A 25,302-nucleotide genomic window follows, 5' to 3' on the forward strand; every position below is an offset into this window, starting at 1 on the left:
AAGCGAAAAACATGGCACAATAACGCCCGTGACCGAAACAACCGAACAATTCACCGTGGAACTCCAACCCGGGCTGGTGCCCGCCGTAGTCACCAGCATCGGCAACGACCAGCCGGGGGTGACCGCCGCGTTCTTCCGCGTGCTCGCCGCCAATAACGTGCAAATCCTCGACGTGGAACAGGCGCCATTCCGCGGGCACCTGTCGCTCGCCGCCTATGTGGGCATTCCCGCAGGCAGCCACGAACGGCTGAAAACCGGACTGGCGGACACCCTCAAAAGCCACGGCCAAACCGTCACTGTGGAACTCCAGGACCGTGTGTCCTCCTCCCGCCCCCGCTCCACTCACGAAATCGTTATCCTCGGCAACCCGGTATCCGCCAGCGATATTGCCCGGGTCGGCCAAACCCTTGCCGACTATAACGCCAACATTGACACCATCCGCGGCATCGCTGACTATCCCGTCACCGGCCTGGAGCTCAAAGTCACCGTGCCCAACCCCAAACCCGGCGGTGCCGTGCCCCTACGCAAAGCGCTCGCGCAGCTCACCGGGGAACTCAAGGTCGATATCGCTATCGAACGCGCCGGCCTGATTCGCCGCTCCAAACGCCTCATCTGCTTCGACTGTGACTCCACCCTCATCACCGGCGAAGTCATCGAAATGCTGGCCGCCCACGCCGGCAAAGAAGCCGAAGTCGCCGCCGTGACCGAACGAGCCATGCAGGGCGAACTCGATTTTGAGCAATCGTTACGGGAACGGGTGCGCACCCTTGCCGGCCTCGACGAACGCATCATCGCCGAAGTCGCCGCCGACATCACCCTCACCCCGGGCGCCCGCACCACCATCTCCACCCTGAAACGCCTCGGATACAAAACCGCCGTGGTGTCCGGGGGATTCATCCAGGTGCTCGAAGGCCTGGCCGCCGAACTCGAACTCGACTATGTTCGCGCCAACACCCTAGAAATCGTTGACGGCAAACTCACCGGCAATGTTCTCGGCAGGGTTGTGGATCGGGCCGCCAAAGCCGAATTCCTCGCGGAATTCGCCGCTGACTCGGGCCTGGCCATGCACCAAACCGTGGCGGTGGGGGATGGAGCCAACGACATTGACATGATCTCCGCCGCAGGCCTGGGCATCGCTTTTAACGCCAAACCTGCATTGCGCGCAATTGCCGACACCGCGGTGACCTCCCCATTCCTCGACGAGGTGCTGCACATGCTGGGCATCACCCGCGCCGAGATCGACGCCGCCAATGAGCAGGCCGGCGCCGAAATCCGCCGCAACCCCCTGCCGGAGCCCAGCGCGCCGAAAGCACACGCCACAGATGGAGGCCAGAACTAATCCCATGACCGCCGAAACTAATCCCCCAAACCTAGACGTGGACCTTGACGTCACCAGCCCCGAATTTAAAATTGCACACGATCGACTTGTGGAGGTATTTGCCCACCGCTCCGCCCGCGGCACAGAAAACCCCGACGAGCCGGACACCGTCCAGGCCATGCAAATCGCCCTCAACCTGCCCAAGCAACACCCGCCCAGCCGGCATGACCTGCTGGCCGCCGCGGCCCAAGCCGTCGTCGCCGTCTGCCTCAACCCCCAGGCCGGTACTGATGGCGAGTGGTCCGCCGCCCTGAACCGCTGGTACGACCACCGCATCCGCAAGGTCACCCGGCGCGCCCGCAACACCGGTTGGCAGGCCGTCCAAAACCTCCCCGGGGTCACCAGCAGCGTTCATGGCGCGCAGGCGCGGGCCTTTATTCCCAGCGCCGTGCATGAGGTGGAGCCGCTCATCCGGAAACTCCAAATCAAAGGCACCGACCTGCCCCTCGCCGACCACCAGCCGCCGCCGCGCGCCGACACCCCCACCATCTATGTAGATGCCGGCCTCGGCATGAGCCTGGGCAAGGCCGCCGCCCAAGTCGGCCACGGCTCCATGCTGTTGGCCGCCCACCAACCTTTCGATTGGGTGCAATCGTGGGCGCGCCGGGGATTCGAACTGTGTGTTGTCGAAACCGACCCCGATGTTTTCGCCCAGCTTGTTGACGCCCCCGGCGCCGTCACCATTCGGGATATCGGCTACACCGAGGTGGCGCCCAACACCGCGACCGTTGTTGCCAGCCCCCGCCCTTAGCTCACTAATCGTTTGAGCGCCCCCGTCACCACTTTGGGGTCGGTGGTGCGCCAAAACGGTGGCAGCGAATTCAGCAGAAACCCACCATAGCGTTTCTCAATGAGCCGCTTGTCCATGATTGCCACCACACCTCGGTCGGTGGTGTGCCGCAAGAGCCGGCCCGCGCCCTGCGCCATCAGTAGTGCCGCATGCGTGGCAGCCACCTCCATGAACCCGTTGCGGCCTGCCGCGTCCGCGGCCTCTTTCCGGGCCTGCAGCAGCGGGTCATCAGGGCGGGGAAACGGGATCTTATCCATAATCACGAGCGAACAGCTCTTTCCCGGTACATCCACCCCCTGCCACAGGGTTAATGTGCCGAACAGGCACGTGTTTTCCTGCTTGGCGAATCTATCCACCAGCGCCCCCATGCTGTCGTCGCCCTGGCACAGCACGTCGAACGGTAGGCGGCGCCGCAACGATTCGGTTGCCTGTTCCGCCGCCCGTCGTGACGAAAACAGCCCCAGGGTGCGGCCGCCAGCGGCCATGATGAGCTCATACATTTCCGACAGGGTTTTTTCGTGCAGCCCGTCCCGCCCCGGAAACGGCACATGGCGGGGAACATAGAGAATGCCCGACTTGGCCGGGTCGAAGGGGGTGCCGGCATCGAGGTGATCCCAACTGCCGGCCGGTAACCCCCAGCTGGCCGCCATGGCGTTGAAATTGCCGCCAATGGTGAGTGTTGCGCTGGTCAGCACCACCGTGTTGTGGTCGAACAGTCTGCTGCGCAATAAGTCCGACACCGACAGTGGCGCCACCTTGAGCATGGTGCCGCGCCGTTCGTCCACTACCGCCCACACCACATCCTCCGGCGCGTCAGCGCTCCCAGGAGGGGTGGCTGGTTCCGGCGAAGTGGCGTCGTCAGGCGACAGGGATGGGTGGGCGGGAAACGCCGACAAAATGCGTGCCACCGCATCATGCTGCTCCGTTAAATGGTTCGCCAAACTCAGCCGCTCCGCGTGCCGTTCGGGCTCATTAGCGGCCTCACCCTCGGGGGCCCGCCCAATGGTTTGCTGCAACTGCCACAAACCATCCTGCAACGCCACCAAGGTTGGGCGCAATACTTCCGGGAGGGTGGTGAGCCGGCCCGGATCAATGCTCATCATGACCTGCTCCCATTCGCGGGCCACATCAATGAGTTTTTCATCGCGGCCCTCCGCGCCCAGCTTGCCGGCGCGCCGGGCGGACATGTTGAGCGCGGTCACCCCGATTTCCGTGGTGGCCATTGAGGTAATGCGGTCATCCAATTCGTGGGCCTCGTCAATGATGACCACATCATGGTCGGGCAGCACATTGATGTCCAGCATGGCGTCGACCGCCAGCAGTGCGTGGTTGGTGACCACCACGTCCACGTCGCGGGCTTTGCGCCGCGCCAATTCCGCAAAGCAGGAATCCCCGAAGGGGCAGCGGTTGGCACCAATGCATTCCTTGGCTCCCACCGATACTTGCCGCCAGGCCAGGTCGGGCACCCCGGGTTCCAGGCTGTCCCGGTCACCGGTTTCGGTTTCGTTCGCCCATTCGTAGATGCGGGCCATGTGCCGGCCCAGCCAGCTGAGCTCCGATTCATCCACCAACGCGGTCTGCGCGCCGCCTGCGTTGCCGTCGGCATCACCACTGTTGGGATCGTCGGCCTCCAGCGCCGTGGCCTGCGCCACCTTATTCTGGCACAGGTAGTTTTGCCGGCCCTTCATAATGGCGAAGCTGGGTTTATGGTCCAACAACGGTTCCAGCGATTCGGCCAGGCGGGGCAGATCCCGATCCACCAGCTGTCGCTGCAACGCAATGGTGGCGGTGGAAACAATCACCGTGCTTTCGGTTTCCTGGGCGTGGGCGACGGCGGGCACCAGATAGGCCAGCGATTTACCGGTGCCCGTGCCGGCCTGCACGGCAAGATGCCGCTCGGACTCCAGCGCCGTGGCAACTGCCTCGGTCATGGCGACCTGACCAGGTCTAGTCGCGCCGCCCAGTGCCGTGACTGCGGCGGCGAGCAATTCGGTTGCGGTCATTCCTTTATGACAATCCTTGGGCGAATAATCTTACACAAAACCCACATAGCGGGTGCTAATGACCGGCTCGTCCTTGCTCAACGCCAGGCCCTCCCACGGCAGGGTGACAAGCTGGTGCGCAAGGTAAGCGCGGGATTCCTCCAGCGTGGGCTGCCCGGCAACGATTTCCCCATCCCGCATGAGCTCGGCGGTGAGCATGGTGGCCGTGAGATTACCGATCTCCGGCTGGGATGCGCGGAACGGGTAGATGATTTCCTCAACGGCCGTGCCCGTTGCCCGATGCGTGCGGATGGCGCGCTTACTGCCGCCCGCCGAGTTTTTGTTGAGCGATCGCTTTGCGACGGGGTACCCATCCACCTCCACAAGCTTGTACACCATGGAAGCTGTTGGTGCGCCCGAACCGGTCACCACGGAGGTGCCCACACCAAACCCGTCCACCGGATCGCCCCGCAGCCCGGCTATGGCGTATTCGTCCAGGTCGGAGGACACAATGATTTGGGTGTTATAGGCCCCCAATTCGTCCAATTGTTGGCGAACTTTCCGGGTCATGACCCCAAGGTCGCCGGAGTCGATACGCACCGCACCCAGTTCCGTGCCCGCCACCTCAATGGCGGTTTTCACCCCCTGGGTGATGTCATACGTGTCCACCAGCAGCGTGGTGTCGGTGCCGTGGGTTTCCACCTGGGAGCGGAATGCCGCCTCCTCGTTGGGGGTGCCGTCATCATTGATGTGCAGCAGGGTCCAGGCGTGGGCGGCGGTGCCGGTGCCGGGAATCCCATACCGGTGGACCGCTTCCAGGTTCGAAGTCGCGGTGAACCCGGCCAGGTAGGCGGCCCGGGCGGCGGTGACCGCGGCCAATTCATTGGTGCGCCGGGAACCCATTTCGATGATGGGGCGGCCGTCAGCGGCGGTAATCATGCGGGCGGCAGCCGATGCTACCGCGGAATCCGCGTTGAGGATGGACAAGATCAGGGTCTCTAACACAACGCATTCGGCGAAGGTGCCGCGAACCAGCATGATGGGGGAGTAGGGGAAATATAACTCCCCCTCCCGATACCCATCAATCTGCCCAGTAAACCGATAATTACGCAGGTAATCCAGGGTTTCTTGGTTGAGGAAGTCCAGCGACTCCAATTGTTTTTCCGTGAACCGGAAATTCGTCACGGCCTCCAAGACGCGGGCGGTGCCAGCCACCACCCCATAGCGGCGCTCGTTTGGCAGTCGCCGGGAGAACACTTCGAATGCGCACATGCGGTGCGCCGTGCCGTCGGCAAGTGCCGACTGCAGCATGGTCAACTCGTACATATCGGTCAGCAGCGCGGTGGAAAGTGAATCGTACATAAACGCTAAGTTTAGCCCAAATGCTGACCTGTATTAAGCTAGCTCAGCTGCACCACAGCGTATGTGCGGCCTTGGGAGCTGGCCACACCCACCCCAACCTTTGTGAGTTTTTTATCCGCCAAGGCTGCCTGGCTAGCCTGGTCTTTGAACCAGGTGTCGAGGAATTTCGAGGCCTTCGCTTCCTGATAACCCAATGCTGCCTGCACCATGACCACGTTTGCTGGGGTGGGTTTGAAACTATTTGTGGTAGCGTTGCGCTCCGCCCATTTTTGCGCCCGTGATCCCAGGTCGAAATCCGGGTTAAGCGGTTCCCGGCCCGAATCGGTGCGTGACTGGTTGAGAATCTGCACAATATCGTTGCGGATGAGGGAATCATCCCAGATACGGGCAGTGTCGATCGGTTGCACGAGATCTCGTAATGTGGGCTTTTCCGCATCGTTCACGGTTGCCTGCTGTGATGAATTTTGCGGAGTCGAATCAAACGTGTGAAAAAATGCCCCAATCAGGGTGATGGCGGCCAACATGTAGGACAGGATGCGTTGCGCCTCGGTGATACGATCACCGCTGGGGGCGGTTGCCCGAAAGTTCTTGAGAGCGTCGAAGAACTGCTGCATGGCCGGTTTCCTCCACCAATGACGGGTAATAAATGTGATTTCTCGTTAAATTTTAGCACTGAATTATCAACAAACCGACATTATATTTATATAGACAAAATAATATGTGCAGGCGGTGGGGCGTTCTAGGTGGTGTTTGCTCAGTACCGTTACTATCCTTGTGAGACATGAAGACTTTGCGGAAAACCACCACACTACCTCAGCGCGGTGATGGCGACCCCAGGGCCCGCATCAACTCCGAATTCGACCCGCCACCTACTGCCATTACCCTATCATCGCCCATGGCAACTCCCGGCGTAGAACAAGAACTCGAAGTCGACATGGCAACCAGTGAAAATCTTCCCTGGGTGTGCATTGTGTGGGATGATCCCGTCAATCTCATGAGCTATGTGACCTACGTGTTTCAAACCGTTCTCGGCTACGACAAAAAACGCGCCATGGAACTCATGATGCAGGTTCATACCGAAGGCAAAGCCGCGGTTTCCTCCGGGGAAAAAGACAAGGTAGAGGCCGACGTGAAAAAGCTCCACACCCATGGGTTGTGGGCAACTATGCAACAGGCTGGCTGAGTATGCAAGCATGGAAACGAAAAAAGAGCCTCTTCGGCCCGGCCAAATACCAGTGCGTCTTCGAACCCATTGAACGGGAAATCCTCGGTAACCTTGCGGCCACTGTCGCCAACGCGCTCATGGAACGCGCCCAATCCGCCCCCCGCGACGAACTCGCCGAACTCACTGGCATGCCCTCCGGGCACAAAGACGCCCCCGACGACCCCTCTCTGGCCCGCCTGCTGCCCGATTTCGAACGTGAGGGCGATGAGGAATACGAGGGGGACAACTCCCTGCTGCGATCCCTGCACGAATCCGACATCACCAAAGGCAAGCTCATCAACCTCGCCATCATCGGCCAAGCTCTGGGCCCCGACGGTTCCGTAAACGTCACCATTACCGAAGACGAAGCCGACGCCTGGCTGAGCGGCATTAACGACCTGCGACTTTACCTCTCCGCCATAGACGCAGACGACCCGGTCCGGCGCGAAGAACGTGACAATCTGGTGGACTGGCTCGCCTATAACCAAGGCACACTCCTAGACGCAATGGGGCATGACATTGACATGCAATAACAAGCTTATCGACGTCCCCGGCATCGCGGTGGGCCACAAATCCCTGGGGGATACTGGCTGCACCGTGATCGTGGCCCCCGACTCCGCAATCGCCGCTGTCGACGTTCGGGGCGGCGGGCCCGGCACCCGGGAAACCGACCTGTTGGCACCCCACAATACGGTGCAACGTGTCCACGCCATCACCCTCACCGGCGGATCCGCCTACGGGCTGGCCGCCGCCGATGGGGTCATGACCCGACTCGAAGAAGATCGAATAGGATTTCGAGTCCTCGACACGGATGAGAGCCCCATCGTGCCCATCGTGCCGGCCGCCGTCATCTTTGATCTCCTCGTCGGCGACCCCACCCACCGGCCCACCCGGGACGACGGCTACGCCGCCGCCCACGCCGCACTCACCGGGGAACCCGACACCCGATCCGGCAACGTCGGCGCCGGGTGCGGCGCCACCGCCGGCCGGCTCCGCGGCGGATTTGGCCAAGCATCCATGCAGGTAGGGGAGTGGATCATGGCCGCAGGCATTGTCGCCAACCCCATGGGGGACGTCATGAACCCCGACACCGGTGAATTCTGGGCGGATCCCCGCCGAAAGGTAGCCGTCGACAAGCTACCTGCGGCAACCCCCAAACTCAACACCACCATCGGCGTGATCGCCACCAACGCCCCCATCACCAAAGCCCAGGCCAAACGCCTCGCAATGGTTGCGCACGATGGGATTGCTCGGGCCATTCACCCCGCGCACTCGCCGCTCGACGGCGACACGCTCTTCTGCCTTTCGACCGGCGACGGCACCGGCGTCGACCTCCAAACCATGCTAAGCCTATCTACCCACGCGGCCGAGATTACCGCCGCTGCCATTGTCGATGCTGTTGTCGCCGCCGAACCCGGATTTGGTCTGAACACTTATTTCGAACTAACCCGCTAGAATATTGGTCATTATGGCCTTCTCGAAAAAAACTCACCACCAGGACCCCTACCAGGGGGCCTACCCACCCACGGCGGGGGTGCCCGCTGCGCGACCGCAACAACAAGTAGCCCTCGCCAAACGACGACAACAACTCAAAGCCGGAATCAGCCACGCCGTCGGATTCGTGGTCGTCATTTGGGCCATCTTCATTATTAACGCCTTCGTGTTTGCCAACAACCTCAACTATTTTGGCATCCACCCGTGGGACACCTCCACCCTTTGGCACATCATCACCGCGCCCCTCCTCCACGGTAGTTGGGAACACCTTATCGGCAACACCAGCATCGGCGTGGTCTGTGCCTTCCTCATCGGCTGGTCCGGCAAACGCGTGTTCTGGGAAGTCACCATCATTAGTACCATCGTTGCCGGTGCCTTCCAATGGCTCTTCGGCGGCATCGGCAGCACCCACATTGGCGCCTCCGGCGTTATCTTTGGCTGGCTCACCTACCTGGTCATTCGCGGCATCTTCAACCGCAGCCTCTCCCAAATCCTCGTCGGCCTCGCACTTGTGTTCTACTACGGTGGGGTGTTCTACGGGGTGTTGCCCAGCGAACCCGGCATTAGTTGGCAAGGCCACCTCGGCGGCGCCATCGGCGGATTCATCGCCGGTGCCTGCATCACCTCCGACGATCCACCCGAGCTGAAACTCCGCCGCGCCCAGAGAAAACAGCAACAGCTGCGGCGATAGGGAGACTGCCGCGCCGGGCATCATCGAACAAAAATAACGCGAGATTCCACCTCATTGGGGAACCTCGCGTTATCGCATTTCTGTGCTATTCGACGGTCACAGACTTGGCCAGGTTACGGGGCTGATCCACATCGTAACCCTTGGACTCGGCGACGGTGGCCGCAAACAGCTGCAACGGCACGGTGGCCAAGAGCGGCTGCATCAAGCTGGGGGATTCGGGGATGCGAATAACATGGTTGGCGAACTGCTCAACCGCCTTATCGCCCTCCTCGGCGATCACAATCGTGATAGCACCCCGGGCCCGCACCTCCTGAATGTTCGAAACGACCTTCGAATGCAGGGATTCACGGCCGCCCGGGGACGGCACAATGATAAACACCGGCTGGCCCTCCTCTACCAGGGCGATCGGGCCGTGCTTCAGCTCGCCAGCGGCAAACCCCTCGGCGTGCAGGTATGCGATCTCCTTCAGCTTCAGAGCACCCTCCAGGGCGACCGGGAACCCGACGTGGCGGCCCAAGAACAGCACGGACGTGGCGTCCTTCATGCTGCGGCCCAGCTCCTTGACCTGGTCCTCATTGTCGATGACCTTCTGGATTTTCTCGGGAATCTCCCGCAGCTCGTCGAGGATCTTGTGCACTTCGTCGGCAAACATATTGCCGCGCAGCTCCGCCAGGTACAGGCCCAAAAGATACACGGCCGCAATCTGGGCGAGGAATGCCTTCGTGGAGGCCACGGCGATTTCCGGGCCGGCATGCGTGTACAGGCAGGCGTCGGACTCCCGCGGAATGGACGAACCGTTAGTGTTGCAGATCGCAATCACCTTTGCGCCCTGCTCCCGGGCGTGGCGGACCGCCATGAGCGTGTCCATGGTTTCACCCGACTGGGACAGGGCCACCACCAGGGTTTTCTCGTTCACAATGGGATCCCGGTACCGGAACTCGTGGGCCAACTCCACTTCGGTGGGGATACGGCACCAGTGTTCGATCGCATACCGGGCCACCATGCCGGCATAGGCGGCCGTGCCGCAGGCGATGACAATGATCTTGTCGATGCTGCGCAGCACGGTCTCGTCAATGTGCAGCTCATCCAACGTGAGCTTGCCGTTCTCGTCGAACCGGCCCATCAGGGTGTCGCGGACGGCGGTCGGCTGATCATGGATTTCCTTCTCCATGAACGAGCTGAACCCGCCCTTTTCGGCGGCGGCAGCATCCCACTCCACCTTGAATGGCTTGCCCTGGGCCTTATTGCCGGCGAAATCAATGATGTCGTAGCTGGTGGCGGTGATGGTGACGATCTGATCGTTCGCCATTTCCACCGCATTCTTGGTGTAGTCAATGAACCCGGACACGTCGGAGCCGAGGAAGTTTTCACCCTCGCCCAGGCCAATGACCAGCGGGGAATTCCGGCGGGCGGCAACAATCCGATCCGGGAAATCCGTGTGCAGCGCCAACAGCGTGAACGCACCCTCCAGCCGGTTGCAGGTCAGCCGCATGGATTCGGTGAGGTCGCCCTCGCCGGCGCCGTGCATAAAGTCGGACAGCAGGGTGGCGGCCACCTCGGTGTCGGTTTCGGACTTAAAGGTGTAGCCCTTTTCTGCCAGCTCGGTTTTCAGTTCCGCAAAGTTCTCAATGATGCCATTGTGCACAACAGCAAGTTTGCCGCCATCCACCACGTGCGGGTGAGCGTTGGCATCGGTTGGCCCACCATGGGTGGCCCACCGGGTGTGCCCAATGCCCACCACCGCTTGGGGCAGCGGGTCGGCGGCGATCACTTCGTCGAGGGCAGCGACCTTCCCGGCCTTTTTCCGGAAGCTTATTTTTCCCTCGTCGAGCACGGCAATACCGGCCGAGTCGTAGCCGCGATATTCCAAGCGTCGTAAGCCTTCCAATACCACGTCGAGGGCAAAATGTGCCCTACCAGGGATGTTTTTAGTCCCTACGTATCCAACAATTCCACACATAAAACTCGACTCTACCTTGATTTGTTAGTGATTTAAATAGACTGACATGTGAGAGCCGTAACGCACACTATGAGTGGTACGTTACGGCTGGTGGCCAAGACGAAAACGCCTCAACTACTGATGCAAACAGCGGATGCCCCGGCGCTATTCCCTCACGGACGTCGAAAAGCAAAAAAAGCGAGGCCGCAACCTCGCTTATCGACGCCTAAAGTATGACTACAGGTGCTTGGCCAAAATCTCGGCCACCCCATCATTACCCTTATGCGTCAAATGGGTCGTGATGTTATACGGGTCGGAAGAATTATCAATAATGCCCGCAATCCACCGCTGATCCTTCGCTGCACACATGTCGTGGCCTGCGGTATCCTTCTCCAAATCAATCCAGCCCGTGCCCGTGGCCGCAGCCGACTGACGCTGCCAATCATGGGCCGCATTCAGGGAATTCCGCACCGAAATCGTAGAAATCGGCGGGGCAGGCATATTATTTAGTTGCACCGGGCAGGCCGTGTTATTGGCACCCAAAATCGACGGGTAACCCACAAACGCAATCTTCGCATTCGGGGCAGCAGCCTTAATCCGGCCCACCTGCGTCTTCATCTCATTGACGAAATTCTCCGTCTGCACCGAATAAATACCCGGGGCCTTCCACGAATCATTCATGCCAATCTGCAGGAACACATTCGTCGTCCCGGCATTTAGCTGCTTGCCCGCCAGCGCCAAATCTACCTCTTTGCTCAACCGCTTATTCGGCTCAATCGGGGCGTAAGCAACCGCGCCCGTGCAGGCGAAATCCTCCACCTTAGCGCCAGAAATCCGGGCCAATGATGCTCCCACTCGACTCTGCCCCTGCGGGCACCTGCCTGCCGGCGTCGGGGCGTTCTTCGTAGCCTTACCTGGACCCTGCATTAGATCCGCAATAACATACGTGGGGTTGGCCATGATCGAATCACCAAACAACACCACATTCCGTTCCTGGGCAGACGCAGCCGGGGTAGCGACCAATCCCCCAATAAGGGCGGTCACAGCCGCGGTAGCAGCAACCGCGAAACGACGAGTTTTAAACATTTAGGCATCCTCTCATTGGGGAACATTCAGTAATCTTTGTGGAAGCATGAAGCATCATCAAAGCATTGATTATATATTTCTTGCACTTAAAGAAGTTACAGCTACACCATAATGGGTAATACTATTGGGGAAACCCGCAACCAAAAACTTACCCAAAACACAGGTGACACCATGAAAATAACCAATAATTCCCCAATAGGAATCTTCGACTCCGGCGTGGGTGGACTCACCGTCGCCCGCACCATCATGGAGCAACTCCCCGGCGAATCCATCACCTACATTGGAGACACCGCCCACAGCCCCTACGGGCCCCTTCCCATCGCCGAGGTCCGCAAACATGCCCTCCGGATCGCTGACGAACTCGTGGAACGCGGCAGCAAAATGCTCGTCATCGCCTGCAACACGGCATCCGCCGCCTGCCTCCGGGACGCGCGCGAACGCTACGACGTGCCCGTCATCGAAGTCATCCACCCGGCCGTTCGCCGCGCCGTCGCCACCACCCGCAACGGCCGCATTGGAGTCATTGGGACTAGCGGCACCATCAACTCCGGTGCCTACCAAGACTTGTTCTCCGTCAACCCCAATGTGGAAATAACCGCCCAAGCCTGCCCCCGCTTCGTTGACTTCGTGGAACGCGGCATCACCTCCGGGCGACAAATCCTCGGGGTCGCCCAAGCCTACATCGAACCCCTCCAAACCGCCGGCGTAGACACCCTAGTATTGGGATGCACACACTACCCCCTGCTTTCCGGCGTCATCCAACTCGCCATTGGAGACAACGTGACCCTCGTGTCCTCGGCAGAAGAAACCGCCAAAGACGTACTCAAGCAGCTTTCTACCACCGACATGCTTGCCGACGAATCCACCACCCCAACCCACCACTTCGAATCCACCGGTGACCCAGAACTCTTTTCACAGTTGGCTAAACGATTCTTAGGGCCACATGTGACGCACGTCGAAAAGCTAGAACCGATGTAATCCGCGACCGGAAACCCCATAATCTTTTCCCTATTGGAGAAAAACATGGGAAAGTAGCAACATGAAGGTTATCGTTCTAGGAAGCTCAGGCAGCGTTGGCGCCCCAGGAAACCCTGCCTCCGGATACCTCATCCAACCTTCCAATGGGCAAAGCCTCCTCATGGACATTGGGCCTGGTGTTCTCGCTAAAATGCAAGAATACCAAAACCCTAATGACGCGCATATGCTTTTCAGCCACCTTCACCCCGACCACTGCCTCGACTTTCCCTCACTCCTGGTCTGGCGCCGGTACCACCCCACTGCCCCGGCGCAACACCGCAATATTTGCATGGGGCCACACCACACCCCAATACACCTAGGGCGACTCAGCGCCGACATTCCCGACGAGGTCGACGACATGTCCGACACCTTCGACTTCCACCCTTGGCGCATCCGCCACCCTCACCCTATTGGAGACTTTACTGTCACTGCCTATCCCACAATCCACCCCATCGAATCCTATGCCATGCGGGTAACCGCCCCCAATGGCAGAATCATCGCCTACTCCGGCGACAGTGCCTACAGCACCGAACTCATCGACTGCGCCCGCAACGCCGACATCTTCCTCTGCGAAGCCAATTGGGGAAAATCCTGCGACAACAAAGCCCCCAATATGCACATGTGTGGCCAAGACGCCGGAATCATCGCCACCAAAGCCAACGCCAAACACCTCATCCTCGTCCACATCCCACCCTGGGGCGACCCTATTGGGGCAATGGAAGGCGCACGCCAACACTACGACGGCCCCATCTCCCTTAGCTATTCGGGAATGGAAATCCCACTCTAAACACGAAGCAACCACAAACCCTAGTGTCCCCAATGTAGGCTCAACCCCATGACTTCATTCACTCGCGCCGACGGCCGCGCCCCAGACCAACTCCGACCCATCCGCATCACCCGCGGATTCACCACCAACCCCGCAGGATCCGTACTCATCGAATACGGCAATACCCGAGTCATGTGCACCGCCAGCGCCGAGCAAGGCGTCCCCCGCTTCAAAAAAGACTCCGGTGAAGGCTGGCTCACCGCCGAATACGCCATGCTGCCGGCAGCCACCCATGAACGCATGCCCCGCGAATCCATGCGCGGCAAAGTCAAAGGCCGCACCCACGAGATCTCCCGCCTCGTTGGGCGATCCCTCCGCGCTGCCATTGACCTAACCTTATTGGGGGAAAATACGATCAACATTGACTGTGATGTGCTGCAAGCCGACGGCGGCACCCGCACCGCCAGCATCACCGGCGCCTATATCGCACTTGCCGACGCCATTGCCTACCTCACAGCCCAAGGCGTCGTCCCCGGAAACCCGCTCCTTCCCCCAATAGCGGCGGTATCTGTTGGCATCATCGATGGCCATGTGTGCCTCGACCTCCCCTATGAAGAAGACTCCCGCGCCGACGTTGACCTCAATGTCATCATGACCCAGGAAGGAAAATTCGTCGAAATCCAAGGCACAGCCGAACACAACACCTTCAGCCGGGATGAATTGAACGCAATGCTTGACTATGCGGAAAAAGGCTGTAAAGAACTCATCGAAGCCCAACTCGCCTCATTGGGGAAATAGGCATAATGAAAATTCTCCTCGCCTCCAATAACCCCAAAAAAGCCCACGAATTGCGCACCATACTTGCCAATAGCGGCATAGAAATCCTCACGCTTGCCGACGTCCCCCACTACGCCGAACCCATTGAGGACGGCCGCACCTTCGCCGATAACGCCCTCATCAAGGCTCGCGCCGGGGCACAACACACCGGATTGGTGACCATTGCCGACGACTCTGGTTTCACGGTGGAAGAACTCAATGGTTGCCCGGGTGTGCTCTCGGCGCGTTGGTCTGGGCAGCACGGCGACGACCAGGCCAATAATCTTCTCCTATTGAAACAGATGGCGCACGTGCCGGAGGAACGTCGACAAGCGGCATTCGTGAGCGTGTGCGCACTCGTAGTCCCCAATGGGGAGGAGCATGTGGTGACCGGACAATGGGATGGGTGGATGCTTACCGAACCCCGAGGTGACAACGGTTTTGGCTACGATCCGCTCTTTTTACCCAATGAAGAATTCCCCAATGGGCGGAGCAGCGCGCAGCTGAGCCCCGCGGAGAAGAATGCGCTCAGCCACCGCGGTAAAGCATTGGCACAACTCGTGCCTATTGTTACTCAACTGTCGCAATTGTCGGAGGCGAATTCGGACTAGCCACCCCCGAATATTCATCCACCCGGTCGAAAAATGCCCGCGATTGTTCAAACGCCCCATACCGGGTCGGCGGCGCTTTGGTAAACCGCAATGGCTCATCCGGCCACCGTCGCCTTCCAATACGGCTCGTCACCGGATCCTTCTCAATCCGACCATTGCATGGCTTGGTTGGGTCGTCATCATTCTCCTTGTTATGCCGCATACACAACGGCACCATATTGGGGATTTCCGTCGGCCCACCCGCCGCAAACGCCTGAATATGATGAATCTGGCAATATCGCGCCGCAATCCGGCAATCCGGGTGCGCGCACGTCGGATACGCGGCCGTGAGCACCAGCCGCTGTGCATCATCGGCGAACCGCCGCACCTCAATGGGCTCGGAAAACTCGACCCCACCAGCAAAATTACGATACGGCACCGTCACCCACCCAAACGGTTCCAGCATCCGATCCGCATAGCCGCGCAAATCCACCACCGTACCGTCCGTGGTCAGGTATTTCCCATCCCGTTTCTCCAATAGCCACGGGTGGCAGATCACCACAAACGGCCGATATTTAAACCCCAGCGGGTTATCTTCCCCGTTTACACCTTCGCCTTCGCTTTGCGACGCCTCCCGCTCGCCGTACGTAATAACCCGCCGCGTAATAATGGTGGCCTTGGCCTCCGCAATGGAACAAGCATGCCCCTGATGAAACATGGCCTTGGCCTCATCATCAATAAGACTATTCATCCGGGCCAACGCCTCCGCAGGGGCCTTAATATTGAGATAACCCTTACCATCACAATCAACAGTACGGCTAAACCTGGCCCAATCACTGCGGGGCTTATCCGCGCACTGCCGATTCAACGCCCCCACCACTTCTTTCAGATGCTCCTCCAGCTCATTGAGGGAATCCGCACCAGCCCGAGCAATCACATCGGCAAACAACCCCTCCCGATCCGCCTGACTATTGGAGAGTTTTCGCCAATACTTCCCAATGGTAAAAATGGTGTCGAGCGACAACCGGGCAGTTCGCATAGCGGCCAACTGGTCGGCGTCGAAAAGTTCGGCATTGCGCAACAACCGAGTAGCGGTAAGATGCGACGTCCCCAATAGGCGGGCAAGATCTTCGGGCTTGGGACGCGATGCCTGCAACTCCACCAGCAGCCCCGCAGCATCATGCAGAACCCTGGCGAGCAAATCAAGCACCGGCGTCGTTGTCATAACCCATATTTTAGGCCCACTACCAGCGATTTTGTCCTTCCAGGGAATTTTCTCACATTTTTGCTTTTACCCTGTCCAAAATTTACGGCTGATCCAATTGGAACTTTTCCGTCACTTCCTGCCGACGCCACCGCTCCACAAAAAACGACAAGAATGGAATACAACCAGCCAACGCCGTCACCACCCACCGCAGCGGGGGCCACAACGCCTTCGTCCCCAAATTCAACGTCGCCAATAGGTACAAAATATAAAACAGGCCATGAACCTGCCCAATATAATGCGCCCAACTAGGAATCGACATCCCCAATAGGTATTGGGCAATCATGCGGGTCGTCAAAATCAGCAACCACACACCAGTAACCCACGCGGCAATGGAAAACCACCGCAACGCGGTCCGCACCCGCTTTTTCCGATCAGGGTGAATAGTGCTCATTGGGAATCTCCTTTACGACGGCGAGGTTGATTGAGCCGATTAAACTCCTCCACAGACAACTGTTCCCGCTGCGGAAGAAAAGACTCGTCGATAAACTGCGGCGACGCCCCCGTCGCCCCCTGAGCTCCCCGCGATGTCGGCGGCACCTGCGGCGTGGCGGAATCACCAGAACCATTATCTTTCTGCTGCTCCGCCTCAAACGCAAGTTTTTCCGACTCGTACGCCAAAATCTTGCGGTACGCAAACACAAAAAACAACCCAAAAAACGGCCATTGGAAGGCATAACCCAAATTCTGAAATGTCCCCGAACCTGACTGGAATCTAGTCCATTGCCACCACGCCAATGCCCAAGTGCACACAACGAGAACGGCGAGGAACACAATATGCCACGCCTTTACCCGAACTTTCTTCACCGGTCGCAGCTCAGTAGGATCATCATTGGCGGAACTCACAAATATAGAGGATACCCCTTTCCCAGGGGAATAAAACTCTCCAATAGGGGATTTGGGTTTCTGGCGAGAAGAACGGTAGAGTGCTAAGGACAAGCGCCTGTGGCGGAATTGGCAGACGCGCTGGATTTAGGTTCCAGTGCCCGTGAGGGCGTGGGAGTTCAAGTCTCCCCAGGCGCACGAAGGATATCGGAAATGAGAACCAGGTTTTCGGACCTGGTTTTTTCCTATTGGGGAAATTTGGCGGCCACTGCGGCAGCCAGTCGTGTTGTTTACGGTCGGCCCACCTGTTCATGCTGGCGCAGCGCTGTGCCCCACCCACCAGTCTCACCAGCCGCGTTGTTTGCGGTGGGTCCCACCTGTCCACGTTGGCGCTACCGTGCTCCCACCTGCGCTTGAACCCACCTGTCCACGCTGGCGCCGCGCTCGCGCCCTGCCTACCCGCCCTGCGCCGGTCCCGCCAGCCGCCCCGGCGCTCAGCGTCCCAGCCCCTATTCCACCACACCGTTTCTAAACGCCCAGATCACCAGTTGCACGCGATTATGTGTCCCCGTCTTTGCCATTGCGGACGATAGGTGAGTCTTCACCGTGGATGGCTCTAAAAACAGAGTCGTGGCGATCTCGTTATTGCTCATCCCCTGACATAATTGCGCAACACAGTCTAATTCCCGCGGGGTGAGCACCTCGGAGCTGGAGGTGAAAATGCTTTTTCTGCGGGTGAATTCGGCGATGACGCGCCGGGTGAGGCTGGCGTCGACAAGCCCCTCGCCGAGGGCAGCCCGCCGCACGCCCTCAACCAGGTCCGTCATGGAGCTGTCTTTGAGGAGGATGCCGCACGCGCCAGCCTCCAATGCTCCGAACACGTATTCGTCCATGTCAAACGTGGTGATGACAATGACGGCGGGCGCGGGTTCGAGTTGTTGGATGCGCCGGGTGGCTTCCAGGCCGTCGCCACCAGGCATGCGGATGTCCATGCACACCACATCGGGTTGGAGGCGTTGCGCCACGGTGAGGGCCTCTTCGCCGGTGCTGGCTTCCCCAATAACCTCGATGTCGCCGGAGGCTTGGAGAATTGTGGCCAGTCCGGCGCGGATGAGTGCTTCGTCGTCGGCGATGACTACCCGAATTAGGTTTTCCATGTGAGGGCCACTTTCCATCCGTCGGAATCAGGTTCGTTGATGAGTGTGGCGCCACAGTGGTTGGCGCGCTCCTGCATTCCGACGCTACCACGTCCCGGCACGATTCGTCGCGGTTCGCCGGGGGTAAAAATTCCGTGGGTGGTGACCATGAGTCCGGCCTCGTCAAGGTTGATTGTGACCGGTGCCCCCGATGCGTGTTTACGCGCATTGGTGAGGGCTTCTTGGATGGTTCGGTAGGCGCATTGTTGTTCGGGGGCAGTGAGGTTGGTTCGCAGCCCCGGCCCGGTCACGCGAATGCTCATGCCGAGGTTCCGGCATTCCGTAATAAGGTCTGGGATGCGCGCAATCGTGGGTTGGGGTGTGTGGGTGGCCTCCGCCTCCGTGGGGGTGCGGAGGGTGTTGACGGTGGCACGCACGTCGGCAAGCGCTTGGGAAATGCTGGTGGAAATGCCTTCAAGCTGCTTTTCGACGGCCGTGGGGTTGCTATGCAAGATCGCTCGTGCCGCGGTGGTTTGGATGGCAATGCTGCTGAGATGGTGCGCGGTGGTGTCGTGAAGCTCGCGGGCGATGCGGGTGCGTTCCTCCGCCAGGAGGGTTTGCCGTTGCGCCGCCACAAGCCGCTGGTTATTGGAGACAATGTAGCCGATGCCAACGCCGAGAGCGAAGGAGGCGAGCCCGCTGAAAACCCCAATACCTCCGCGGACCAGGAGGCTGCTCGGAGTGGTATTAAAGCAGGTCCACACCAGGGTCAGCATCAGGGTGTAGACGCTGGTTTGCGCTATGAGGTGCGGCACTGGTTTGGGGGCGTAGCGGATCACCGCATAGCTGAGGAACGGTATGGCCAGGTTATTGGTGTTGCTGTTATGGAGCCCCTGCATGATGGCGGTGCCCATCGTCACAGCCTCAGCAATGAGGCATATCCACAGCATGGAAACCGGTCGCGTGCGACGAAAAAATATTGTTGTCGCTTCGATGATATAGGCCGCAACCATGATGGCTACCAGCACGAGTGTGGGTGCTGTCATACTGAGTGGTGCCATATCCGGCGCGGCGTACATCAGTGCAATCTGCACCATCCCCAGGACGAAGATTGTCCCGGCGATAATCCTGTCGATAACCATGTTACAGATTGTAGGTCTTCACCCGGCCGATTCCGATGATGGTGGCCAGTCCCGCCCAGCCGACGCAGAGCAGCATTCCCGCCATCGTTCCGTAGGCTGCGGTATTGCTGACTCCCACCGCCGACACGATGGATTGCAGCGGCAGCCACCCGTATGCGTGCGAGTCCCAGCCCAGCACGGTTCCCAGGGTGGTTACTGTGGCTTCGATAATGTAGACGACCCCCATGACGACGCCGGCGATTGGCCCGCTGTGGGTTGCGATCGTTATTGCTGCCGCGGCAACTGCTAGCAGCGTGAGCGCAATGATTCCCCGTAGCCACACCAGCAGCATGTCGCTTGTCGACGCCGCCCAGTCGACCCCGTTCAGTGCCGTGGCGATGCTCGTCACCACCACCGTGATGAGGCAGCTCACGGCCACGACTGCGGCCGTGACCACCGCGACCGTGCCCAGCATGTTGAGTCCCCACCGGCCGCGGCCCCGCAGTACCTTCCACATGACGGCCCCATGGCGGAAATTACCGGCAACCAAAAGAATTCCCAATACCGTGACCACCACATAGGAGAGGCCAATGCCACTCGATTGGCTGGCGGTGCCGGTCACGTCCAGGCCCTGAAGCTGAAAGTGCGGGCTGCTTGGGTCGCTGTTACCAATCACTTGTTGAATCTTGTCGCCGGTGGCCCCACCAATCTGAGGAGGGTCGATCTTCATGAGCGACCGCAATACCCAGTGCAGCACGGACCCCAACACCGCAGCCAGCAGCATGACCGCCGCCGTGATGCGAATTGCAGACAATTGAAATGCTGTGTAGAGTTCGGTTTTCATTATTGTGCTTCTCCCATGGTGTCGAAGTAGTGATCTTCTAAATCGTCTGTTGTTGGTCCCTGGAAAATTGTTTGGCCGGTCCGAATCATGGTGACCTTATTGGACATTGCGGCGGCCTCCGCCAAATGGTGTGTGGATACCACGACCGCGTGTCCTCGCTGCGCGTAGTTCTTCAGGAATGTGGTGAGCCACCGGATTCCCTCCGGGTCGAGCCCGTTCGCAGGCTCGTCGAGAAGCAAAAGGTCGGGTTCCCCAATGAGCGCCGCGGCCAACGCAATGCGTCGCTTCATACCCAGGGAATAGTGCTTGATTTTCTGGTCCGCTGCGTATTCCATCTGCGTGAGCTGCAGCATTTCGGTGACCTGTTTTGCGCCGAGATTGTGGGAGAGCGCCACGCTGTGCACGTGCTGCCGACCGGTGAGCCCGGGCAACAGCCCACCCTCGTCCAGTAAAATCCCCACGTCACGGGTCAGTCCCACGCTGCCGGAACGCTTCACCAAACCGAGTACCGCCTTGAGTAGCGTCGTTTTGCCCGCCCCATTGGGGCCGAGTAGCGCCACCACGTCGCCCGAGTCTGCCTGAATCTGCGCGTTGCGCAGCACGGTTCGGCCCGCGAACGAGACCGTTACGTCCTGTGCTTTCAATACCGTTGTCATGCTTTCATTCTCCTGCTCTCGCATGGAAAAAACATCGGCTGAACAGGCGAAATCTACATCTCCGCCATTTGGGGGAGGTGTTAGGGTTTGAGGCGGCCTGCTGGTTATTGGCGGTGCATGTCCTGGTGACGGCGCAGCATAACTCAAACCTCCCCAGCCCATAGATTTATGGGCAGACAGATGGGGGAGAGCGGACTAATCTTAAAGCTAAAAATGCTGGTTATTACGCGGTTTTCCGCAAGCAAAACGAGGTTCATGTCATGCGCAATATATGTCGGATAGTTCTGGCCATAACGACAGCGGGAATGCTGGCCGCCACCCCTCCCAGTGCGTTAGCGCAGCCCGCGCCACCGGCCAGCGCTCCGTGCGCCGACCTCGATGTAATTTTCGCCCGCGGCTCTGGCGGGAAACTCAACAGCGTCGAAAGCCTACGGCTCCAAGCCCAGGTTGCGGCGGGCGCCAAGGCAGCGGGCATCACCACGAACTTTTACGAGCTCGGTTCCCGACCCGACCAACAGTACGCCTACCCTGCGGTTTCCGTGAACGATGAGAAAGGCGCGCTGACCGCGCTCGGTGCCAAAGTCAGCGGCGGCCAGGCGTTCGAATACGGCAGGAGCGTGCGCATCGGGGTGGCGGACGCGGTGCACTACATTGCCCAGCGCGTCGAAAAGTGCAAGGATGCGCGATTCTTCATAAGCGGGGTGTCGCAGGGCGCGCAGGTCATTGGGGAGGCCTATGGGGAATTGCCGGTTAACCTGCGGGAACGGGTGATTTTTAATGCGCTCTTCGGCGACCCCAAGCTGTATTTGCCGGAGGGCCAGCCCGAGCTGACGGCGGCGGGCATCACCTATCCGCGGTATGAGCGTGGCGAGCGGTCCGAGTGGCGGCGTGGGGTTCCCGACCCGTCGACGTTTGTCGGCTCGCTCGGTGCCCGCATCCCCTACCTGCCCGAGGGGTGGACCCACACGACCGGATTGTGGTGCAACGATAATGATTTCGTGTGCGGGTCCGACCTGAACCCCCTTGTCGACAGCGGTCACCACCAATACGATGTCGAGAACGGCCCCATTGACCAGGCGGTTCGTGAGGCCCTGGATCGGTTCGCCCACCGCCTTGCCGTGACCCCGCTTGTCGACGCTCGAACCACGGGCAGGGAGCCCACCGCTGCCACCCAATCGCCCGCCCTGTCCGTGTCCGTCAACCCCGCCCCCGGTGGTACCCAGCTGTCTTGGGATGCCGCCACCAATCCCTCCGGCGGATGGATTGTGCAGGTTGACGGCGTTTATCTCGGCAAAACCCAGCCTGGGGCCAGGTCGATCACCATCACCGACTTTGTGCCCACCCGCAGTACCGAGTTCAGCGTGGCCCCCATCAGCGCCGATAACCTCATGGGGGTTGGCCGGGCCGCGTACCTCCATGAGTGATAAGTGGCGAGGGAATGCCGGACAAGGCGGCGTCGTCAAGCGTCGTTCAATAATACATGTCCTTGCCGTGCGATATCCTATTGGGAATTGAAATTCATTGCGGTGAGGAGCAATCTATGTGCGAGGCAGGGGTAGATCATGTTGTACAAATACTACGGGTATGCGGATTTAGTGTTATACAACATTACCCGAGGGCAGATCTTCTAGTTTTTGTTCGTGACCACCAACATTTTGATCTTGGGGGATTTATCAAGGTTCAGGTGAAGAATAGGCCAAGTCTGATGGAGAATCCCTCCACCGATAATGGTCGGGTCGGTTGGTGGGTTCGTGATTTTGCTTATCATGATGATCCTTTCCCACGGTTACTCGTGCTTTTCGACGAGAATTCCGAGGAAGCCTATTGGGTTCATGTTACGAAAGATAAGGTTCTGGGCACAGGGCAAGAGCAAAAAATATTTGTTCCCAGGGAAAATGTTATTAATAACGAGTCTGTTGATTCTCTGGTTGAAGTTGCCTTTGGTAAGCTGCCCCAGCCAGCAGAACTGCCTGGGGTACCTGATGCGGACCGGTTGCGATATGCATTAATCGCTCCCCAGTTGATTGTTCCACACCCTCACTTACCACTGCGCACTCTTTCGTCTGTTGAGGCCATTGCGCTTTTATCATTAGCGCAGATGCGGATGCTTAAGGGGACCATGGAATATAAAATTACTGGTGCTTTGTGCAGCCACCATGATGATCCCTCGTGGAGGTTGTATTCCGCATTATTCAAATGGATTGATAAAAGACGAACCGATGCTATTTTGAGTTTTCCATCGGCAAATGTGGAAGCCAATATTGCGGCAGCGGCAGGGGTAATAAAGGCAACGGTTCTGTTTGAGGAACACTTGCCGCAGCGTGCTTGTGAGGTCCTGAAGGATGCGTTGGCGGCGCGGGACGATTACAGTCCTGTTGATTTGGCATGGTTGCAAGTGCATTTAGCTCGGAACCTGATTGAAATCGGCGAATTTGATGAGGCATGGGACTTAGCATTAGAAGCATCACTGATTGGGCGGCGGGAATATCAAGATCCCACAGCACGATATGTGGCTGGTGTAGCCATGGAGTTCGTGTTTCAACTGAATGATCTGACAGGGAGACAGGAAGCGGAGAACCTGTTTCGGACGATTATGAAATATTCCCCCGACTCATCGTCGTGGTTGAGAACCCAAATCTTGGCTGGTGGGCTTACGGATTTCAGCGAAAAGAACTATCCACAATCGCGTGATGATGCCAAAATAATTCTTGGGAAGGAATGCGAGACTACTATCTCAAAGGCGCATTCTACGAGTCTAATTACGGGGTTTGCCGCGGACGCCAATGCTTGGCGGCGTGCTGCGGCAGCATTTGCATGCTATTTCCTGTTGTCTGCTGACAGCATAGATGAGCTGGTATATGCTCTGAATATTCTGCGGGTAGCTGGGGTTCAAGACGAGTTAGAACTTGCTACCTCCCGGTTCCTTCATTTTGGGCCTGCTGAACCACTCGCACAAATAATGAATGAATTATCGCTAGAAGATGCCACGAAAAGTTCGTTACCATGTGACTTTGCCCTAGTCGGGAACTGCGTGGCACTCCTTGATACGTGCACTGTGGATAACCATGCTCTCTGGCTTCTAAAAGAACTCAAAAATCCCAGTAAAACATATGTTTTTGGAATCTCTCGTTGGTATGAGAACGAGATCATTCAAGTACTCGCAAAAATCTATGGTGCCTGTTCCTCAGAAGTAATGGCCAAGATCCAGGATTATCTCATTACGATACCTGGCATCCAAGATTTGGAGCTTGCCGCATCCTATGCGGAGCTCATCAAGTCCATCATCGAAGATGATCTCAACTGGGGTAAGGAATGGGATAACGAGAAACTACAGAAATTGGTAACACGTGGCAAAATTGATAATGAATTATTAAAAGGAACGATAGAACAGCTTCGGGCAGTTCATGATACCAATTACGACCGGCTTTTTGGAAAAATCCGGATTGGTGATCTCAATGCCTTAGCAAGTTGGCAAGACTTCGATCATTTACCAGACGGTATTGTCCAACGAGCTGTGCTTCATTTAGCAAACCTAGTTGATCACATCATCGCAACCGCAGCTTCTGGAACACTTCCTGGATCATATTCCAGAAGCTATAGCCACCTTTCTATTTTGGTGCACCTCAATATTTCGCACCCTCACTGTGCGAATTGGCGGCCTTGCCTCAGGATGCTCAATAATCGTGTTTCTTCAATAGATTTGGTTCCGGGGATAGAAACAATGATCGATGAGTATCAAAAAATCCCCGCAGATGTTGCACGTGATATGAGGGAACCTCTGATGGGGTTGATGGGGAAAAGTGATACGTTGAAGATCATCTATCCTGATAGGGATGCCGATGTTCGTGGTCCGGCGTCGGCATTATTAGGGTTGCTATTCCCCGAAGATGTTCCAATGACTCAAGTCGCCCAGATGCTTCGGGGAGACGCAAGTTTAGTGAAGGCCGCAGTAAAGATTCTAGCCCAACGCAAAGAAAAATTATCGTTATCTTTGTTCGCTAGGTTGAGTAAGCATGATAGCTTCGAGGTGCGGGAAGCAGTCGTATCCGCGCTGGTCACATGGGTTCTTGAGGACGTTCGCGCGGAAGAATCCTTTTCCCTGCTTACAGAGATCGTTGCAGATGCCAGTGTTTGTTTGATCAGCACCATATTGTCTCTGGTATCCCAACATCCCCGCTCTGATGCGGCCGAAAAACTACTAGGTTTAGTTGCGGAAAAGGACTACGCGGTGGTTCCCCGACAGCTAGAGATTATCAAAACAAAATGGGAGAGGGCGTGATCTCCCCGATTCGCCGTGGCCCCATCAGTGCTGACAACCTCAGCACTCCATATTAATCTCGT

The 25,302-nt window shown here is 58.3% G+C and carries 24 protein-coding genes and 1 tRNA gene; 13 read left to right on the forward strand and 12 right to left on the reverse strand.

The features are described 5' to 3' along the window. Nucleotides 1-28: 28 nt before the first annotated feature. Both serB and HBA49_RS02310 read left to right on the forward strand, forming a co-directional pair. Nucleotides 29-1,339 (forward strand): phosphoserine phosphatase SerB, encoded by a 1,311-nt coding sequence (serB, locus tag HBA49_RS02305; RefSeq protein ID WP_005526464.1) that lies wholly within the window; start codon nt 29-31, stop codon nt 1,337-1,339. Nucleotides 1,340-1,343: 4 nt separating this feature from the next. Beyond that, nucleotides 1,344-2,129: an aminoacyl-tRNA hydrolase gene (locus tag HBA49_RS02310; RefSeq protein WP_005525697.1), complete on the forward strand. Its 786-nt coding sequence runs from the start codon at nt 1,344-1,346 to the stop codon at nt 2,127-2,129. Here the strand turns inward: HBA49_RS02310 and HBA49_RS02315 are convergent. From HBA49_RS02315 to HBA49_RS02325, 3 genes are read right to left on the reverse strand one after another with little or no spacing between them, the layout of a single operon-like run. Continuing rightward, nucleotides 2,126-4,171 (reverse strand): ATP-dependent DNA helicase, encoded by a 2,046-nt coding sequence (locus HBA49_RS02315; protein ID WP_005525790.1) that lies wholly within the window; start codon nt 4,169-4,171, stop codon nt 2,126-2,128. The genes HBA49_RS02310 and HBA49_RS02315 overlap by 4 nt on opposite strands. 30 nt (nt 4,172-4,201) lie before the next feature. Beyond that, complete coding sequence (locus tag HBA49_RS02320; RefSeq protein WP_005521331.1) at nt 4,202-5,512, reverse strand: nicotinate phosphoribosyltransferase; 1,311 nt, start codon at nt 5,510-5,512, stop codon at nt 4,202-4,204. 38 nt (nt 5,513-5,550) lie between these two features. Beyond that, nucleotides 5,551-6,126, reverse strand: coding sequence for a CAP domain-containing protein (locus HBA49_RS02325; RefSeq protein ID WP_005521332.1), 576 nt, complete (start codon nt 6,124-6,126; stop codon nt 5,551-5,553). A 281-nt stretch (nt 6,127-6,407) separates the two neighbouring features. On the opposite strand from HBA49_RS02325, the gene clpS reads away from it, so the two are divergent. Genes clpS through HBA49_RS02345 form a run of 4 tightly spaced genes read left to right on the forward strand, consistent with a single transcriptional unit; the run spans nt 6,408 to nt 8,901 of the window. Beyond that, nucleotides 6,408-6,695, forward strand: coding sequence for an ATP-dependent Clp protease adapter ClpS (gene clpS / locus HBA49_RS02330; protein WP_050762731.1), 288 nt, complete (start codon nt 6,408-6,410; stop codon nt 6,693-6,695). 2 nt (nt 6,696-6,697) lie between these two features. Then, nucleotides 6,698-7,249 carry a DUF2017 domain-containing protein gene (locus tag HBA49_RS02335; protein WP_005526134.1) on the forward strand — a complete coding sequence of 184 codons (552 nt, stop codon included), beginning with the start codon at nt 6,698-6,700 and terminating at the stop codon, nt 7,247-7,249. Further along, nucleotides 7,230-8,171: a P1 family peptidase gene (locus HBA49_RS02340; RefSeq protein ID WP_040431984.1), complete on the forward strand. Its 942-nt coding sequence runs from the start codon at nt 7,230-7,232 to the stop codon at nt 8,169-8,171. Before HBA49_RS02335 ends, HBA49_RS02340 begins: the two co-directional genes overlap by 20 nt. Before the next feature lie 13 nt (nt 8,172-8,184). Further along, on the forward strand, nt 8,185-8,901 hold the full coding sequence (locus HBA49_RS02345; protein WP_005521336.1) for a rhomboid family intramembrane serine protease: 717 nt from the start codon (nt 8,185-8,187) through the stop codon (nt 8,899-8,901). 85 nt (nt 8,902-8,986) lie between these two features. On the opposite strand, the gene glmS is transcribed toward HBA49_RS02345, so the two are convergent. Beyond that, on the reverse strand, nt 8,987-10,861 hold the full coding sequence (gene glmS, locus HBA49_RS02350; RefSeq protein ID WP_005525958.1) for a glutamine--fructose-6-phosphate transaminase (isomerizing): 1,875 nt from the start codon (nt 10,859-10,861) through the stop codon (nt 8,987-8,989). A 216-nt stretch (nt 10,862-11,077) separates the two neighbouring features. After that, nucleotides 11,078-11,926, reverse strand: a complete 849-nt coding sequence (locus tag HBA49_RS02355) for a GDSL-type esterase/lipase family protein (protein ID WP_005521339.1) — start codon at nt 11,924-11,926, stop codon at nt 11,078-11,080. Between the two features lie 171 nt (nt 11,927-12,097). Between HBA49_RS02355 and murI the strand changes: the two genes are divergently transcribed. From murI to rdgB, 4 genes are all read left to right on the forward strand, one after another. Beyond that, a complete protein-coding gene (gene murI / locus HBA49_RS02360) occupies nt 12,098-12,904 on the forward strand; it encodes a glutamate racemase (RefSeq protein WP_172458891.1) in 807 nt (268 codons plus the stop codon). A 61-nt stretch (nt 12,905-12,965) separates the two neighbouring features. Next, the gene (locus HBA49_RS02365; protein ID WP_005521341.1) at nt 12,966-13,730 is read left to right on the forward strand and encodes an MBL fold metallo-hydrolase; all 765 of its coding nucleotides are present in this window, start codon (nt 12,966-12,968) and stop codon (nt 13,728-13,730) included. A gap of 48 nt (nt 13,731-13,778) precedes the next feature. Further along, the gene (rph, locus tag HBA49_RS02370) at nt 13,779-14,507 is read left to right on the forward strand and encodes a ribonuclease PH (protein WP_005526120.1); all 729 of its coding nucleotides are present in this window, start codon (nt 13,779-13,781) and stop codon (nt 14,505-14,507) included. A 5-nt stretch (nt 14,508-14,512) separates the two neighbouring features. Continuing rightward, nucleotides 14,513-15,136, forward strand: a complete 624-nt coding sequence (gene rdgB, locus HBA49_RS02375; RefSeq protein ID WP_005525628.1) for an RdgB/HAM1 family non-canonical purine NTP pyrophosphatase — start codon at nt 14,513-14,515, stop codon at nt 15,134-15,136. Here the strand turns inward: rdgB and HBA49_RS02380 are convergent. The 3 genes from HBA49_RS02380 to HBA49_RS02390 form a co-directional block, all read right to left on the reverse strand. Beyond that, nucleotides 15,096-16,340 carry an HNH endonuclease signature motif containing protein gene (locus HBA49_RS02380; protein ID WP_005521344.1) on the reverse strand — a complete coding sequence of 415 codons (1,245 nt, stop codon included), beginning with the start codon at nt 16,338-16,340 and terminating at the stop codon, nt 15,096-15,098. The two genes, rdgB and HBA49_RS02380, sit on opposite strands and share 41 nt — an antisense overlap. An 82-nt stretch (nt 16,341-16,422) precedes the next feature. Further along, complete coding sequence (locus HBA49_RS02385; RefSeq protein WP_005521345.1) at nt 16,423-16,773, reverse strand: DUF3817 domain-containing protein; 351 nt, start codon at nt 16,771-16,773, stop codon at nt 16,423-16,425. After that, nucleotides 16,770-17,225 carry a hypothetical protein gene (locus HBA49_RS02390; RefSeq protein WP_005526398.1) on the reverse strand — a complete coding sequence of 152 codons (456 nt, stop codon included), beginning with the start codon at nt 17,223-17,225 and terminating at the stop codon, nt 16,770-16,772. Before HBA49_RS02390 ends, HBA49_RS02385 begins: the two co-directional genes overlap by 4 nt. Nucleotides 17,226-17,318: 93 nt before the next feature. On the opposite strand from HBA49_RS02390, the gene HBA49_RS02395 reads away from it, so the two are divergent. Then, nucleotides 17,319-17,402, forward strand: a tRNA-Leu gene (locus HBA49_RS02395). A 311-nt stretch (nt 17,403-17,713) separates the two neighbouring features. On the opposite strand, the gene HBA49_RS02400 is transcribed toward HBA49_RS02395, so the two are convergent. From HBA49_RS02400 to HBA49_RS02415, 4 genes are read right to left on the reverse strand one after another with little or no spacing between them, the layout of a single operon-like run. After that, nucleotides 17,714-18,361, reverse strand: coding sequence for a response regulator transcription factor (locus tag HBA49_RS02400; RefSeq protein WP_005521348.1), 648 nt, complete (start codon nt 18,359-18,361; stop codon nt 17,714-17,716). Next, the gene (locus HBA49_RS02405) at nt 18,349-19,482 is read right to left on the reverse strand and encodes a sensor histidine kinase (protein ID WP_005526095.1); all 1,134 of its coding nucleotides are present in this window, start codon (nt 19,480-19,482) and stop codon (nt 18,349-18,351) included. Before HBA49_RS02405 ends, HBA49_RS02400 begins: the two co-directional genes overlap by 13 nt. Nucleotide 19,483: 1 nt before the next feature. After that, on the reverse strand, nt 19,484-20,305 hold the full coding sequence (locus HBA49_RS02410; protein ID WP_005525597.1) for a hypothetical protein: 822 nt from the start codon (nt 20,303-20,305) through the stop codon (nt 19,484-19,486). Further along, nucleotides 20,305-20,961 (reverse strand): ABC transporter ATP-binding protein, encoded by a 657-nt coding sequence (locus HBA49_RS02415; RefSeq protein WP_005526047.1) that lies wholly within the window; start codon nt 20,959-20,961, stop codon nt 20,305-20,307. Before HBA49_RS02415 ends, HBA49_RS02410 begins: the two co-directional genes overlap by 1 nt. A 260-nt stretch (nt 20,962-21,221) precedes the next feature. On the opposite strand from HBA49_RS02415, the gene HBA49_RS02420 reads away from it, so the two are divergent. Together HBA49_RS02420 and HBA49_RS02425 are read left to right on the forward strand one after the other, a co-directional pair. Beyond that, nucleotides 21,222-22,385 carry a cutinase family protein gene (locus tag HBA49_RS02420; protein WP_005526455.1) on the forward strand — a complete coding sequence of 388 codons (1,164 nt, stop codon included), beginning with the start codon at nt 21,222-21,224 and terminating at the stop codon, nt 22,383-22,385. A gap of 116 nt (nt 22,386-22,501) precedes the next feature. Further along, nucleotides 22,502-25,240 carry a DUF4365 domain-containing protein gene (locus HBA49_RS02425; RefSeq protein ID WP_005525789.1) on the forward strand — a complete coding sequence of 913 codons (2,739 nt, stop codon included), beginning with the start codon at nt 22,502-22,504 and terminating at the stop codon, nt 25,238-25,240. Nucleotides 25,241-25,302 lie beyond the last annotated feature (62 nt).

Source organism: Corynebacterium matruchotii, assembly GCF_011612265.2.
Lineage (GTDB): Bacteria > Actinomycetota > Actinomycetes > Mycobacteriales > Mycobacteriaceae > Corynebacterium > Corynebacterium matruchotii.